Here is a 15,142-nt window from a genome sequence, read left to right on the forward strand (position 1 = left end):
GAGCGCGAACCGACGGTCCGCTACTCCCCTCCCTTTTGCACGTAGTTCTTGACGAATTCTTCGGCGTTCTTTTCAAGCACGTCGTCGATTTCGTCCACGAGCTTGTCGATATCTTCTTTGAGCTTCTTGCCGGCCTCGACGACCTTGGGGTTCGCCTTGACCTCGTCCTTGGACTGCGGCTCTCGTTTGGGCTCCTGCTTACGCTCTTGTTTCTCCATCCGAGCACCTCCCGTGTATCAGGGAAACCCTCGTGGATCAGCACCAGCGTGATCCCTACGATGACCTTACCCCAGGGTTCTTTCAGCCGTCAAGCCGAGCATGAAAGCGAGACGAGCACGATGGGCGGGACTTGCGCGACAAGCTCAGAGCCTTCGTTCCCCCAGTCACGCACGTCTCGCCCATCGCGCTATTTCACGATCAGCGACACGATCAGCAAGGCCACGATGTTGATGACCTTGATCATCGGGTTGATCGCCGGACCGGCCGTGTCCTTGTACGGATCGCCGACCGTGTCGCCGGTCACCGCCGCCTTGTGCGTGTCGGTGCCTTTCAGCCCCTGCTCCTCAATGAACTTCTTCGCATTGTCCCAGGCGCCGCCGCCGCTCGTCATCGAGATGGCGACAAAGAGGCCGGTCACGATGCTGCCGACCAGCACGCCACCGAGCGCCTGCGGCCCAAGGAGCACACCGACCAGGATCGGTGAGATGACCGGAATGAGCCCTGGGATCATCATCTTCTTGATGGCCGCCTGCGTCACGATATCGACACAGGTGCCGTACTCGGGCTTTCCCGTCCCTTCCATAATCCCTTTGATCGTCCGGAACTGCCTCCGCACCTCTTCCACGACAAGACCAGCCGCCTCACCCACGGCTTTCATGCACAGGGCGCCGAAAATAAACGGCAACATGCCGCCCAAGAACAGGCCGACCAGCACGGAAGGATTCGACAGATCGAACGTGCTCTCTCCGCTCCCTTTCCCAACCTCACGCGCGTATTCGGCAAACAGCACCACCGCCGCCAATCCGGCCGACCCGATCGCATAGCCCTTGGTCACGGCCTTGGTCGTGTTTCCCACCGCGTCCAACGGATCGGTGATGTCCCGCACTTCCTTGCCGAGGTGCGCCATTTCCGCGATCCCACCGGCATTGTCCGTGATCGGACCGAACGCATCGATCGCCACGACAATACCCGCCATTGACAGCATCGACACCGCCGCCACTGCCACGCCATACAAGCCGCCGGACGCCGCGCCGCCGCAAATCCAGTAACTGGTCAGAATCGCCGCCCCGATCACGACCACCGGAGCGGACGTGGCCTGCATCCCCACCGCCAGGCCGGCAATGATGTTCGTCGCATGCCCCGTTTCGCTGGCCTTGGCAATCGCCTTCACCGGCGCATAGCTCTTGGAAGTGTAGTAATCAGTGATAAACACCAGCGCCAGCGTCACCGCTAACCCGATTAACGCCGCAATATAGTAGCTCATGCCGCTCACGCCGCCCACGCCGGCCATGATCATATTCGTGATCGGAAGAAACGCGACCGCTGCAATGCCGCCGGCCACGAACAGGCCCTTGTACAGAGCCGGCATAATTTCGCCGCCCGGGCTCACTTTCACAAACAGAATGCCGATGATCGTCGCAAAGATCGTGACGCCGCCCAACGCGAGCGGATAGAGAATCGGCGCGCTCGCGCCCTTGAACAGCGTGAAGGCCAGCACCATCGCCGCCACCGTCGTGACCGCATAGGTCTCAAACAGGTCGGCCGCCATACCGGCGCAGTCGCCCACATTGTCACCCACGTTGTCCGCGATCACCGCCGGATTCCGCGGATCGTCCTCCGGAATCCCCGCCTCGACCTTGCCGACGAGGTCCGCGCCCACGTCCGCCGCTTTCGTATAGATGCCGCCGCCCACCCGGGCAAAGACGGAAATCAAACTGCCGCCGAACCCGAGGCTAAGCAACGCATGAATCGCCTTCTCCTGGCCGGCCATCGACTGCGCGATCGTGTAGAAGCCGGTAATCGCGAACAGCCCCAACCCGATCAGCAAGAGCCCCGTCACCGCACCGCCGCGAAAGGCCACCGTCAAGGCGGCATTCATCCCATCGTGGGCGGCCTGCGCCGTCCGCACATTCGCGCGCACGGCGATGATCATGCCGACATAGCCGGCCAGCGCCGACGCGCCGGCGCCGACCAGGAACCCGACCGCCGTCAAGAGTCCGAATTTATCCGAGACTGCCCCGGCGCCCAACAGCACCACAAACAGCACCGCCGCCACCACACCCACCGTCTTGTACTGACGGTTCATGTAGGCGCCGGCGCCTTCCTGAATGGCCTTGGCAATCTCCTGCATCTTGGCGTTGCCGGCGTTCAGCTTGAACACCCACATCGCCAAATACAGGCCATAGGCAATGCCCGCTACTGCCGCAATCAATGCAAAGGAAATGATGGCTGAGTCGCTCACGGGTTCCCCTCCTAGTGGTTAAACGACCGTTGAATGTCGCTCACTACCCCGTGGCCTTCAACCCATCCGAAGGACCATTCCGAGAAGAAGTCCGCAGGGTGGTACAGGTGCCGCTATGTCGCTAACTAGCCGAAAAACTGGGCCATTCTATAGAGATGGTGGAAATGGATCAAGATGAAAGATGGCGAAACTGGATGTTGGCGTTTCCAATCTCCTCCAAGCGCACCACGGACCTGCAGATGGCGACAGCCAATACAACGCCATCTTTGCAGTCCCCAAAGAGACTTGCTATAGTCCGCGCGAGTGGAGGGCCGTATGGGACTGGAACCGAACTACATCGTGATCGACGGGCAAACGTTCAGTAAGGCCAAGCTGGCGCTGGACAATCACGTCTATAAAAATTGCCAGATCGACGATTGCGATCTCTACTACAGCGGCGGGCAATACGAACTGCTCGATACCCACATCACCAACTCACGCCTCATCCTCAACCACCCCGCCAAGGGCATCTACAGCGCGCTGCAGATCTTCAAGATGAAATCGCCGGGCTCGCGGATTGTGTTTGAGTAACGCTCCCAGGCTAGAGGCACGAGGCTAGGGGCCAGGGGAACATCCCGCCTCAGGAGGAGGCTCTGGCCTCTCGCCTATTTCGTGACCGGAATATTTTCCGTTCGCTTGACGATATCGATAGGTTGGAAGACGGGGTCTTGCGAGCCTTTTGAGGATTCGGCTTCGACCCGCTGGAGGAATACTGCGGGGCCAGTGATTGGGGCGTAGTTGAGCGTGACTTCGACGTCGAAGGTCTTGGTGTCTTTCGGCGTGGGGAAGGTGAAGGTTTCGATGCGGGTTTCTTCCGGCTTCAAGACGGTATCTTCCAGCACCTTGACCGCCTCGAAGTCGAAGTTGGTCTTCTGGCCTTTGGCGTCCTGATAGACCCGCCCATACAGACGTTTATCGGTAAACACCGTCTTCAGATTCTTGCCCTTGATATCCAAATCCAGGGCCACGCTGGCCCAGGCCGGATGGGTTGTGGGCAAATTGTGCGGCACGAGGCTCTGGACCGTCACGGTCACCGTCGTCTTCTCTCCCTCAACCTTGGTCTGCACATCCAGCTTGGCCGCTTCCTGGCGCAGCTTGCCGATGCGGCCCGGGAAGGTATGGTTGGCCGTTTTCCGCTTCTTCTCGCCATTGGCCGATTCACCGACCTGTTCCGGCATGTGGCAGCTCTGGCATTCTTTGCCGGACTTCACGGCCTTGCTCTGATCCCAGCTCCCCAGCAGATCGTTGGCCTTCCCCAGATTCACGGCTGACGGCACGGATTGGTGGCAGTTCAGGCAGAGATCGGATTTCTGAAACAGGCCCAACTCCATCGACTGATGCGCCAGGTTCTGCACAAAATCCTTGTAAGGCCCGTAGAGAGTCTTGCTGCCCAGTTCGTATTTCGGCTCCGGCGGATGCTTGGCGCGATCGACCTGCTTGATCAAATGGCACTGGGCGCAGGCGACCCCATCGAGCGACGGCTCGCCCGACTTGGCTTGATCGACAAAGAGCTGGGCCTGATCGGGAAACTCGCGCACATGCGGCGCATGGCAGCGGAAACAGAGCGCTTTGTCCTTGCCCGCAGAGGAATTGAGATAGGCATCAAGCGAAGCCCGGAACGCGGCTGAATGGATCGACTTGGAGAGAGGCGAGGTTTCCCACTCTTCGAACACGCGCTCGTGGCAGCGCTTGCACTTGCCGGAATTCGGGAACGCCTTTTCGATCACCGCCTGCGACTTCGCATCCTGCGCCGATGGGGCATCGACAAACACGACGCTCAGCACCGCCACCGCCATCGACAGCAATCCCACAAACAGATTCCATCGCTTGCCGGCTTTCACGATTTGCTCCATTCCAATTTCCTTACGGCCGAACCCCTCACGCATCACCCATCGCTTGTCACTGGGCTAGAGCGTCTTGGCCCGATAGGTCAGCAGGCGCGGCTGGGTATATTCGTCGAGCACCTTCTTGGCCTCGTCCCGCTCCTTGTCGCTTCCCAGCGTGGCCAGGTACTTGTCGCGCAAGGCCGGTTCAGGAGTTGGGATCAACGCATAATTCAGCACGGCTTCCACCGTCGCCGGCGCGGCACCGGCCGCAAGCGGCAGCGTGAAGGGCACTTTGCGGGTGTTGCCGCCCTTGATGAAGGGATCGGGGATCGGGCCACGGAGAATCTTGTCATAGGGCAACCCGAAGCGTTTCGTGTCTTCGCCCAGCACCTTGCCCTGCGCATCCTTGACGGTGATCGTCAGCATGAACTGTTTCAACACCGGATCGCCGTCCGGGAAACTATGCGGCAAACTGCCCACCTTGACCAGCGCGGTGCCCTCCAGGACACCGCTCGACTTGGCCACATCGATATCGACCCGCGGCATCCATTCAGCTTGCAAGTTCCGATTCTTCAAGAGCGTTCCCGGAATGACAACGCCTCTGAACCAGTGCCGGCCGATCGCACGGGTCATCGACCCGCGCCTGGACGTCGAACTGCCCGTCGAGGGCTCCATGTGGCAATCCTGACAGACGGTTCCCTGCAAAATTTCTCCGGGCAACTCCTTTTGGGTCACGTCCTTCACTTTATCGAAGTGGCAGGAGGCGCAGAAGTTCGCGCCACGGAACAACTCCGACTGCACGCCGACATGGACCAGATTTTCTTCCGGATCCGCAAAGGGACCATACATGGCCGCCCCCGGCGAGAGCTTGAAGGTCGGCGGAGAACTTGGCGTCTTCTCCACTGCATTGATCATGTGACAGGAGGCGCAGCCGATGCCTTCAACCTGCGGTTTCCCGGCCAGGACCTGCGCCGTAATTTTTTCGACATGCTGGGGGAAGACCGTGGTCGAAGGAACATGGCACGCAAGGCAGCGCCGGCGCTCATCGAGCGTGGGATTCGTCTGCATCCAGACGCCTAACACGGTGCGAAAGACGGGGGACTCCAGCGCCGTGCCGTGCAGGAGAGCCGCATCGACCCGGCCGAAGGTTTTCAGATCCGGCGTCTGCTCACGCACGCCTTTCCACTCTTCATAGTGGCGATCGTGGCATTGTTTGCAATCCTCGGAGCGGATAAAGACCTTCTCGATCTCCGCGACCCATTCGGCCGGAGCCTGGCCATCGGCTTTCTGCGCAATCGCCCGCTCGTGAGGCAGCGCCTGCAGCCAAATGGCAAGCAGCAAGAAGAGCCAGGCTGCCAGTCGTCGTATCGGCATCATTCGTTCCTAGTCCCGCTTACAGCCTACGAAATGAAAGTTCACTCCCCATCCCACCGGATCGCCCGGATCGCCCGGCTCGTAGGTCCCGACGGTAAAATTGCACTCGTTCATCGCCTTCTTGATCGCCTGGCCGAAGTCCGCCATGTTTCGGATTTCATGCTTGTCGATTTCCTTGATAACGGACCGCACCTTGATGCCCGCATAGTCGGCACGGGAATTCCCGATCACTTCGAACACCGCCACGCCTTGAGGGGCAGGCAGCTTCAACTCTTTTTGAATCTCTTCATCGACGGCCCCCACGACGATGCCGAACTCTTCCCCCAGCCGTGCGGCCTCTTCTTCTGTCATCGCCGGCGCCGCGGTACCAGCCTGCGCCACCTCAGCCAAGCCGAGCAACGCAACCAGCACCATCGCTCCGCCCCAACCACGCGCAAAGGACATGCAGGACATCACTCCTAGAACTTTCATCATTACCAGTCCGCAGGATGCTCAACATGGCCGTCCAGCAAGGCCGCAACTCGGGACTTCCCCTCGTTTCACCTTTCACGCCTCACGTTTCACGATTCCTGAGAACGCTGCTGGCGGACTTTTTCAGCATCCTGCTAAAGCTTCACCGGATCGATCGCGAGCTGAAACCACGGTGCCACGGATTTCTGTCCGTTCCGCTCTTTATTCTCTCCATTCCAGACGGCGAACGAAATGGTCTGCACCCGGCCCGGAATCAGCTTCGCCTCGTTCTCCTGCTCTTCACTCGACAGCGGGCGGCGCATCACCACATGCCAGACGCCGTCTTTCCATTGGGCTTTCCCTTGAATACGCCCCTGCTTTTCTTTGGTGGTCAGGGTACTGAATCCGCCGCCGATCAAGTCTTCCACCGACGAGACCCGGCGGGGAATGACTTCGAACGTGCGGACACCGCCCTCCTTTTTTTCCGATTGGCGCGCGGCGCGCCGGTCGATGTCGCTCTGCCAATCCGCTTTCCAATGCCAGATATTGATGTAGTGATCCAACTGCCCCATGCAGAAAAAGGCGGGGGCATCGCCGAGCGGGAGGCCGATCGCCACGCCATCCCGGAACGTGCCCGGCGTCAGACGGTCGTTTTTCGTATTGTCCTGCCATTCCAGCAGAAAGGCGATCTCTGTGCCGTTATGGATAGACCGGACCGTCAGTGCCCGTGCCGTGGGCTCTGGCCAGACCGGACGGGTGATGACCTGTCCGCTGAGCGGCAGGGTCATGGGCGGCACTTTGGTCCAGGCGGCATCTTCGGGCGCCGATGGCAGCTCACCCTCGACCAGATGGGACCGGATAATCATCCCTTCCGAACTGACCAAAGGGATGCCCCATCCGCCCAGGACGATGCCGATCACCAGGAGACTTGCGAGAAAAGCAAACAGGAGCGGACGGGAGCGATTGAGAGTCGTCATTCGCACCATGCAGGAGGTCGGTAACTCGACGGCATCCGTCGAGATGGTTGCCTGCTCGCACACACCCTTACGGAAGCTTCACCCGGCGAATCTTGTTTTCACCGCGCTCGCACATATAGAGGTGGCCTTGCGAATCCAGCGCCAGGCCGACGGGCGAGTTCACCACCGCTTCCACGCCCAACAAGCCGTCTCCATGCTTCACTGTGCCGGCGGATTCTTTCGCCACGAAGCGGGCGGCGCCGCAGCCCCCCATATTCTTGTCTTCGTAGCCGCTGTCGCCATTCCCGGCGACCGTCGTAATGAGGCCTGTCTGCGCGTCCACTTTGCGCACGCGGTGATTCATGGTATCGGAGACGTAGAGATTGTCCTGCTGGTCGAACACGACGGCTTCCGGGGCATGCAGCATGGCCCGGATGGCCGGCTTGTCGTCGCCGTCGAATCCGTAGCGGCAGACTCCGGCCACCGTCGAGATAATCCCGGTGCGGGCGTCGATCTTCCGCACGCGATTGCTGCCCTTATCGACGATGTGCACGTCGCCGTGGCTGTTCACCGCAATGCCGACCACGTCATAGAGCCGGGCCTCGATCGCCGGCTTGCCGTCGTCCAGATACATCGACATATCCAGCCCGTCCGAGCACACCGGCATCAGCCATCCATGATCATCACTAAAATCGATGCCGATTGCATCGCCGGAAAGCACCACGAGGTTGCGGGCTACCAGGGGCTGTTCACGGGATTCATCCTCGGCGGTCCACGTTCCGGCAATGGTGGTGACCATCCCGGTCTTGGGATCGTAGCGCCGGACTTTATGGGCCTGAGTATCGGCGATATACATGACATCGTCGCGGTCGAAGGCAATCGCGGCCGGCCACGTGAGATTCACCTCAAGCGCCGGACCGTCCCCGTTGAATCCATGCTGGCCGGTGCCGACCACGGTCGTGATGATGCCGGTGTCCCGATCCACTTTTCGGATCCGGTTGCTCCCGGAATCGCAGATATAGAGATGGTTCTGTGAATCGAAGGCGACATCAAGCGGCAGATACAAACCGGCTTCACCGCAAGGGCCCTCGTCGCCGCTATAACAGGTTTCGCCGATGCCGGCGAAATTGTGCAGCGTGCCCTCTTGGAGATTGATGCGGCGAATGCGATCGGACCCGGACTCGGCAAAGTAGAGCCACTTCTCCTCTTTGTCCAGCGCCACGTGGTGGGGAAGCGGAATCCCGGCCTTCACCGCCCGCTTGCCGTCACCGGTGCTGCGGGCCTTCCCGTTGCCTGCAAAGGTTTCGATGTACCCGCCTGCCAACTGCAGTTCTGTGTCCATGCCCATCCTTCGTGCGTCTGGCCGCCGCCGTGTTGCTGTCGGTTAGGCGCGCGTAGCCGGCTGCGCGACGGCGGCCGACTGATCGACCGTGATCGCCTGTGCGGGCGCGGCCGTGATGACCTGAGCCGGCGCCGCGGCTTGCTGCTGCGCGGCTTGCGCTTGGGCCTGCGCCTCGGCCTCGATGGCGTCGGCTTCGTGCACGGACTTCTTGAAGCCCTTGATGGCCTTGCCCAATCCTTCTCCGAGCTGCGGCAGCTTGCCCGCGCCGAAAATGATCAACACGATCACAAGGATGAGAATCAACTCTGTAAATCCAAGACTCCCAAACATGATGGACTCCTTCGTGAGGGGTAAATCAGGATGCGGAACTTTCTTTGGCTTTCTTCGCGAATCGCTCTTTCAGCCGTTTGCGGGCCTCTTCAGCCTGCTCGAACATCTTGCACTTGTCGTACACGCTGATCAGGTTGTAATAGGCCAGCGGCTCGTCGGGGTTGTGCTCGACGGCGCTTTCCATGACCTTGATCGCCAAATCCGTCTTCTTATGATTCAGCGCGATTTCCATCAGTTTGAAGCTGGCCTCCAAATGCCTGGGCTCCAGCTCCAAGGTCCGCAGATAGCACTGAATGCCCATATCGATCGTGTTGTAATCCGACACCTGCGGATTATCCAGCTCGATATAGACCCCGGCCAGATTGTACCAGGCGATCGGATCCTCCGGCGTAATTTCGACCAGCCGCTCGTAGTAGTCCTTGGCTTCCATGTACTTCTTCTTGTCCGCATAGACGCGGCCAAGATTGAACAACGACAGCACGTCGTGGGGGAAGACTTCGAGGGCATGCTTGAACTCGGCCTCCGCCTCGTCGGCCATATTCTTGGTGGCGTAGATGGTCCCGAGATTCGAGTAGTACATCGCCAGCGACCGGTTCATTTCCGCGCGCAGACCCTCGGCCATCTCGATCGACTTCTTGACCTCGGCCAGCGCATCGTCGAGACGCCCCTTGCTGAAGTACAGCTCGCCCAGCCGGCAGCGGGCCTGAAAATCGTCCGGCTCGGTCGCCAGCAGCTTCTCGATTTCGACGATTTCTTCGTCCGGAGAGAGCGGCTGATCTCCCGGATCCAGGGCAGTGGCAGCAGGCATTGGTTCAGATGTCGGCTTCGTTGTGTCCATACGTGTACCTTGTGTGTCTGTGCTGAGGGTTAAACCTGTTCCGTCACCAGTCCATCCGACGAGCCTACCAACGGACTCTCCGTCGGCACCGCCGATTCCGCAGCCACCGGCTTGGCCCGATCAAGCGTCAACAACATCACTCCGAGAATCACCATCAACGTCAGATTGGAAAACAGCAACGCATACCCGGCGATGAACATGAGCCCGATGCCATACCCGGCCAGCCGCCCCATATTGAGCAGCTTGATCACCGTGTAGGACCAGCAGAGCAACCCTCCCATGTAAATCGCAAACGGGAGATAGAAGGTATAGCCCATGCCGAACTGGAAAATCCACCCGATCCCCTGCGATGCCTGGCGCACCGCAGAGGCCATGGCCGGATCATACAGCCCGAGAAGATAGTCGGTAAAGATCAAGGTCGTGAAAATGATCCCCGTCGTGCCCCAGAACCAGATGGCCCGGTTGCGCTGGCGGCGGTTCTTCGTGCGGAGCGAGAGCCCCTGGCCATACGCCACGAAGGTGAGATAACTCGCCAGGACCATCAGTCCTTCGCCGATGCGATGCGCTTCATAGACGAATGGCGGCGCCGCCACCGTGCCTGCCACGCTGTAGGCCGTGGAGACGATCTGATAGTACAGCCAGCCCGATATCCCGACAGCGAACGTCAGACCCAATATCCGCTGCGCGCGGCCCTGATGGGTCGCGAGGTACTCGGCCATCAGCAACACCAGGGTCACAAATGCAATTCCGTTGTACACCAGGGAGCCCACCATCCCTGGAGGGACTACTAAAAACCCCGCCGTAAGAAGTAAAAGCAGCGCGGCGCAGGCCATCGCTACCTTGGATACCCGGCTGGTATCGGGCCCCACCCCCCGATTGACCATGGTCACGATCAAGGCGAGAAACAGGAGGATCGCCACAATATTGAGCAACCACGTTCCGATTTCAGTGAGCGTACTAAAGGTCGGGGTAATCCACGGATGGGCCACGGCCAACTTGCTGAGGTGCATGCCCAGCCGCGAGACCAGGCGATACAGCACCAGCTCGAGAAAGGACGTCAGGAGGACGAGCTTGACCGTATACTCGAAGAGCGGGCCATAATCGCTCACCCTGCCCGTGAGCCGCTCTCCCATCGTCGCAATCTTCATCGCATGCGCTCCGCCTGAATCACGCCGGATTATAGCCGTCGAAAAAAAACGAGGTCAATGCCGGATCGACCGGGTACTTGGCCGCTCTCTCGGCCTACGAGGAACCGATCGGTTGCGGCGCCTGCTTCTCCCGGGCGATATACAGCAAGCCGTCCGCCATTGAATAGTTGAACGGCAGTTCGCACACCACTTCGCTGATCCGTTCATAGACATACTGGTACAGTTTCTCCGACTGCTCCGGCGTCATCCCTTCCTGCACTTCGTAGAAGAACCCCAAGCTGAGGTCCTCCGCCGACGGCCGCATGATGCGGCGGATGCCGTACCCGCCGGGATCGCTCATGATCGGCGCCTCTTTTTCAAGATCGAAGAGGCAGGGCTGGCAGGAGAAGCCGAACGATTCGTGCAGCTTCTTGTTTTCCACGACAAAGTTCATCGTTTCCAGCGCTTCTTCTTCTTTCTCGGTGGGGAAACCCACAATGATATAGCAATGGACGGCGATGCCCAAATCCACACAGTCGTCGGCGATGCGCCGCACCCACTCCTGCTTGATGCCCTTCTTCATGAAATCCATGATGCGCTGGTTGAACGATTCCAGCCCGAATACGATCTTGAGACAGCCGGCATCCCGCATCGACGCCAGCAATTCGCGCGACAGATTCTTTTCAAACCGCATCTCGCAGGTCCACTTGATGTCCAGCTTGCGCTCGACCATTTGCTGGCAGAGCCGTTTGGTCGGCGCCAGGGCAAAACATTCGTCGGTGAAGAAGAAATACTGCGCCCCGTACCGCTGCTTGAGCCATTCCAATTCTTCGATCGTGCGCCCCGGATCCTTCTGCCTGAAATTCTGGTGGTCGAGCGTCAGCGCGCAAAAGGCGCAGTCCTTGTAGTAACACCCGCGAGAGAATTGCACCGGCAGCACCGGCTCCGGCGACAAGTATTTATCGAGGGGGAATCCGTCGTAATTCGGAGCGGGCAATTGATTCACATTTTCGGAATAGAAGGGCTGATTAACCGTAATTTTCCCGTTCTGACGGTAAATCAGATTCGGCACCCTGCTGAAATCCTTTTTGCCGGCCATCTGATTCACCAGCTCCAGCAGCGCCGTTTCGCCCTCAAACACCACGATATCATCCGCAAGGTCGAACAAGCTTGGGCACCGCCTGATGTTGTCCACCAAACGCGTGAAAATGCTGCCACCAATCGTCACATGCAGATCCGGTGCGGCTTCTTTGATCAAACGGCACAAAGTCAGCCCAGGGATGATCTGTGAGGTGGCGGTAATCGACACGCCGATGATATCCGGACGATCGCCCACGATCGACGGGATGAACCGATCACGGAAGAGGCTAATGTACGGGTTTTGCGCCTCATCCCGAATGACCTTCATGAGGTCTTTCGAGGAATAGATGGAATAGTTGCTGAACTGATTATCAACCACCGTCAGCCTGGTCGGAAAATAGACGGAAGAAATCAGCTCCAGCCATTTATCGATCATGAAAAGGCTGCCTCGATAGGCATCCAGGTCGTAAAACCCTTCGCCCCGCAGCGTTTCTTTGGCCAGCTCCACGCGATCAATGAGGTAGGAGAACCGATCCAGTGATTCGACGACCTTCGCGTAATGCTCCCGGCTCCCAGGACCGGTATCTCCGGACTGGCTCCGCTCAAGCGCTCGTTGCTTGTCCAGCAATTGCTGGTGAACTTCGACCCCGAAAGACCTCGTCAGCACCTGATCCAGCAATTCGATGCCAAGATCCCGCTGGGAGACGTTCGTCACCCCGGCTTGATGCAGAAATCCGGTCAATGATGGGAGACTGAGATAGGGCTGCGAGGGATGCCACGTCGGAGGGAAAAGCAACGAAACTTTCATGGAAGACACTTTCTAATATCTTCGGAAAATCAGATAGTTTCGAGTGGTTTGATCGTTCGTTTATACACTCCCCCATTTGCCAATTGCAACCCTGTCTCCCGTCCCATCTTCCACGGAGAACAGGCCTGACTGGCTGCGCGAACGGATCGCCAAAAGAAGAAGCCCCGGATCATTTCGCCACTCACGTGACGCCGACCCGGGGCCCCTCTATTTCACGACGCTCGACGCCTTAGCGAAGAACGCTGGTCTCTCCAGAGACCGGTTCGCTCACGGAAGCTTGAGCGTGAACCAGGTGGAGAGCGCCTTCATACCGTTGCGCTCGATGTTGTTCCCATCCCACACCGCAAACGCGATGGGCACAGACATCCCCGCCTTGAATTGCGTATCGTTGGCATCGCCGGTCTCCAGGCTGCGCTTGATGACCACGCGCCATGTCGGACCAGTGTATCCACCGCCCTTGACGGAACCTGACGGCTCCCACACGCCATTCCCGATCACATCCTGATGGGCCTGGGTGGTCAAGGTGCTGAATCCGTTGGCATTCAGGTCTTCCACCGAGCTCACACGGAGCGTCGGATCGGACATGATGTTACCGGACCAAATGCCTGAGTTGAAGGGCCCAAGGCTCCGACCGATCCGGTCAGGATAGGTCACGCCGCCAGCCGGCTCTTCAAAGTAGTAATCCCAGAAAATGCCGGGATACTGATCGTCCACATCCCACATACCAGCGCTGTCCTTGCCCAAGTCCTTCTGCCATTCCGCGTTCCACCGCCAGATGTTGGTGGTTCCGCCAGACTGGCCCATGCACTGGAAGGGCGGCGCACCGGCTGTGTTCACCGGGAACATGATCGCGGCCTGGTCACGGAAATCCTGCGGACCGATGGCCGTATCGTTCTTGGTCTGATCGCTCCACTCCACCCGCAACCCAAGCTCCTTGCCATTGCTCATGGCCTTGACGAACATCGACTTCACGGAGATGTTCGGGTGCATCGGGGTGGTGATCAGCTGACCGCTCAAAGGAACCACGACACCAGGAACGCTCTCCCACACGGGATTTGCGCCATCCATGGGAATCGGGCCCTTGACCGCCTTCGCCGGGATGGTCACCGGCTGGCTTACGGCCAATGGGACTTGCCCGATCGTCAGCATCACGCCGACAACGAGGGCAGAGAGAAGAATGCCAAACACCAATTTCTTGTTGGTCGTCTGCACAACTCTCATACGACTAACCCCTCCTCTCAATTAAATGATTAATGACATCGCCCAATATGACTGCCGACTAGAAAACTGAAAATAATTGCACGGAACTTACGCAGTTCCGACCGGTCCACCCTCCTCTTTATCCTTCTCCTTGTCCTTCACGTCCATGAACGACTGCGCCCCGACTTCGTTCAGGAGCATGCTCAACTCATTGCCCTGGTCCTGCGCACCGCACTCATAGGTCTGGCCTTCCGGCGAATTGAAGGTGGCCGGACGATAATCGGTTTCCGTATAAGGCTGCGGTGTCACACCCAGGAAGGCGGTCTCAAACTCCATCCAATCGGACGTCATATCGGCCACGATTTTGAAGAGGCCCGAATCCGACTTCTTCGTCAACATGCGGCAAAACAGCGGAACCCACCGGCCGATATGGTTTTTAACGAATTTCTTTTGCGCATCGACGACGATCTGCGTCTTCTCGGCCCCGTCGTGACACCGCGAATACGACTCTTTGTAAGCGAGGAAATGCATGAACTCAAATTCGACGCTCAGGTGGTCGAGACGCTCGTGGATATCCTTCGACAGCTCGACACCGAAGGCCTTGTAGAATCCCGCGATGTCGCCCATGGTGTGCGATTGCGCAAAGACGTGGTCGTTGCCGAACAGGGTCTCGTAAGGAGGACAATCGAGCGTAATGACATTGCTAAACACCCGCCGGTGCTCCGACTGGAGATCGCTCAACTGCCAGTTCACACATTCGGTCGCAATGAGCTTTTCAATATGATCGAGCTGCTTCTTCAGCGCCGCCAGCTTCTGCTTCGCGCGGTCGCCACCCTGATTCGCGTCCAGCGCAGCCTGCAAGGCGTCCAGCGCGGCACGGCCATCCTCAACGAACTCCCCGCACTGCAGATAGTCAAGAAATTCCTCGTCTTCTGGATACAAAAGGCTCCAGGAGATCAAGAGATAGAGCTTGCTGCGGTTCAGGGCTCGCTCGACGGCGGGGGAATCTTTAATGGTCGGGGTAGTCGGAATAACGGCAGCAGCCGTGGTTGTTGCGCTCTGCACCGGTTGTTTACTCGTCATGGCAATTGTCTCCTGGATGTCAGACTCAACCCAGGCCTCACAGCTCACACAAGTCCCGCACTAACTGCACACACTACCTTCACGGGCCTGCGTATGATAGGTAAAGGTCCTCTGGATGTCAAGCAAGAACTCCTGCGCGAACCAGCAAAATCGAACGAACAAATTTCCTCTTTCAATCGCTGCGAATTTCATGATTTTCAGACAGTCACGTTCAAATCCTGTCTTGAC

14 protein-coding genes are annotated in these 15,142 nt (G+C 58.7%); 1 reads left to right on the forward strand and 13 read right to left on the reverse strand.

What is annotated here, in order from left to right:
- Positions 1 to 20: 20 nt before the first annotated feature.
- Together RI101_02900 and RI101_02905 are read right to left on the reverse strand one after the other, a co-directional pair.
- A complete protein-coding gene (locus tag RI101_02900) occupies positions 21 to 218 on the reverse strand; it encodes a ubiquitin-like protein Pup (protein ID MEC4888987.1) in 198 nt (65 codons plus the stop codon).
- Between the two features lie 188 nt (positions 219 to 406).
- The gene (locus tag RI101_02905) at positions 407 to 2,461 is read right to left on the reverse strand and encodes a sodium-translocating pyrophosphatase (protein ID MEC4888988.1); all 2,055 of its coding nucleotides are present in this window, start codon (positions 2,459 to 2,461) and stop codon (positions 407 to 409) included.
- A 315-nt stretch (positions 2,462 to 2,776) separates the two neighbouring features.
- Between RI101_02905 and RI101_02910 the strand changes: the two genes are divergently transcribed.
- Positions 2,777 to 3,031: a hypothetical protein gene (locus tag RI101_02910; protein MEC4888989.1), complete on the forward strand. Its 255-nt coding sequence runs from the start codon at positions 2,777 to 2,779 to the stop codon at positions 3,029 to 3,031.
- A gap of 74 nt (positions 3,032 to 3,105) precedes the next feature.
- Here the strand turns inward: RI101_02910 and RI101_02915 are convergent, their stop codons facing one another.
- The 11 genes from RI101_02915 to RI101_02965 all read right to left on the reverse strand — a co-directional run bounded on the left by RI101_02915 (position 3,106) and on the right by RI101_02965 (position 14,914).
- Positions 3,106 to 4,353, reverse strand: coding sequence for a multiheme c-type cytochrome (locus RI101_02915; GenBank protein MEC4888990.1), 1,248 nt, complete (start codon positions 4,351 to 4,353; stop codon positions 3,106 to 3,108).
- Between the two features lie 54 nt (positions 4,354 to 4,407).
- Positions 4,408 to 5,700, reverse strand: a complete 1,293-nt coding sequence (locus tag RI101_02920) for a multiheme c-type cytochrome (protein MEC4888991.1) — start codon at positions 5,698 to 5,700, stop codon at positions 4,408 to 4,410.
- Positions 5,701 to 5,709: 9 nt separating this feature from the next.
- Positions 5,710 to 6,144 carry a PDZ domain-containing protein gene (locus RI101_02925; GenBank protein MEC4888992.1) on the reverse strand — a complete coding sequence of 145 codons (435 nt, stop codon included), beginning with the start codon at positions 6,142 to 6,144 and terminating at the stop codon, positions 5,710 to 5,712.
- A gap of 161 nt (positions 6,145 to 6,305) precedes the next feature.
- On the reverse strand, positions 6,306 to 7,127 hold the full coding sequence (locus RI101_02930) for an ethylbenzene dehydrogenase-related protein (GenBank protein MEC4888993.1): 822 nt from the start codon (positions 7,125 to 7,127) through the stop codon (positions 6,306 to 6,308).
- A 67-nt stretch (positions 7,128 to 7,194) separates the two neighbouring features.
- On the reverse strand, positions 7,195 to 8,448 hold the full coding sequence (locus RI101_02935; GenBank protein MEC4888994.1) for a hypothetical protein: 1,254 nt from the start codon (positions 8,446 to 8,448) through the stop codon (positions 7,195 to 7,197).
- A 42-nt stretch (positions 8,449 to 8,490) separates the two neighbouring features.
- A complete protein-coding gene (tatA, locus tag RI101_02940) occupies positions 8,491 to 8,778 on the reverse strand; it encodes a twin-arginine translocase TatA/TatE family subunit (GenBank protein ID MEC4888995.1) in 288 nt (95 codons plus the stop codon).
- Positions 8,779 to 8,803: 25 nt separating this feature from the next.
- Entirely contained in the window at positions 8,804 to 9,586 is a 783-nt protein-coding gene (locus RI101_02945; protein MEC4888996.1) for a tetratricopeptide repeat protein, read from the reverse strand.
- 59 nt (positions 9,587 to 9,645) lie between these two features.
- On the reverse strand, positions 9,646 to 10,764 hold the full coding sequence (locus tag RI101_02950) for a hypothetical protein (protein MEC4888997.1): 1,119 nt from the start codon (positions 10,762 to 10,764) through the stop codon (positions 9,646 to 9,648).
- 94 nt (positions 10,765 to 10,858) lie between these two features.
- Entirely contained in the window at positions 10,859 to 12,631 is a 1,773-nt protein-coding gene (locus RI101_02955) for a radical SAM protein (GenBank protein MEC4888998.1), read from the reverse strand.
- 267 nt (positions 12,632 to 12,898) lie between these two features.
- Entirely contained in the window at positions 12,899 to 13,852 is a 954-nt protein-coding gene (locus RI101_02960; protein ID MEC4888999.1) for an ethylbenzene dehydrogenase-related protein, read from the reverse strand.
- An 87-nt stretch (positions 13,853 to 13,939) separates the two neighbouring features.
- Positions 13,940 to 14,914 carry a molecular chaperone TorD family protein gene (locus RI101_02965; protein ID MEC4889000.1) on the reverse strand — a complete coding sequence of 325 codons (975 nt, stop codon included), beginning with the start codon at positions 14,912 to 14,914 and terminating at the stop codon, positions 13,940 to 13,942.
- Positions 14,915 to 15,142 lie beyond the last annotated feature (228 nt).

The organism is Nitrospira sp. (genome assembly GCA_035968315.1).
Classification (GTDB): Bacteria; Nitrospirota; Nitrospiria; order Nitrospirales; family Nitrospiraceae; genus Nitrospira_D.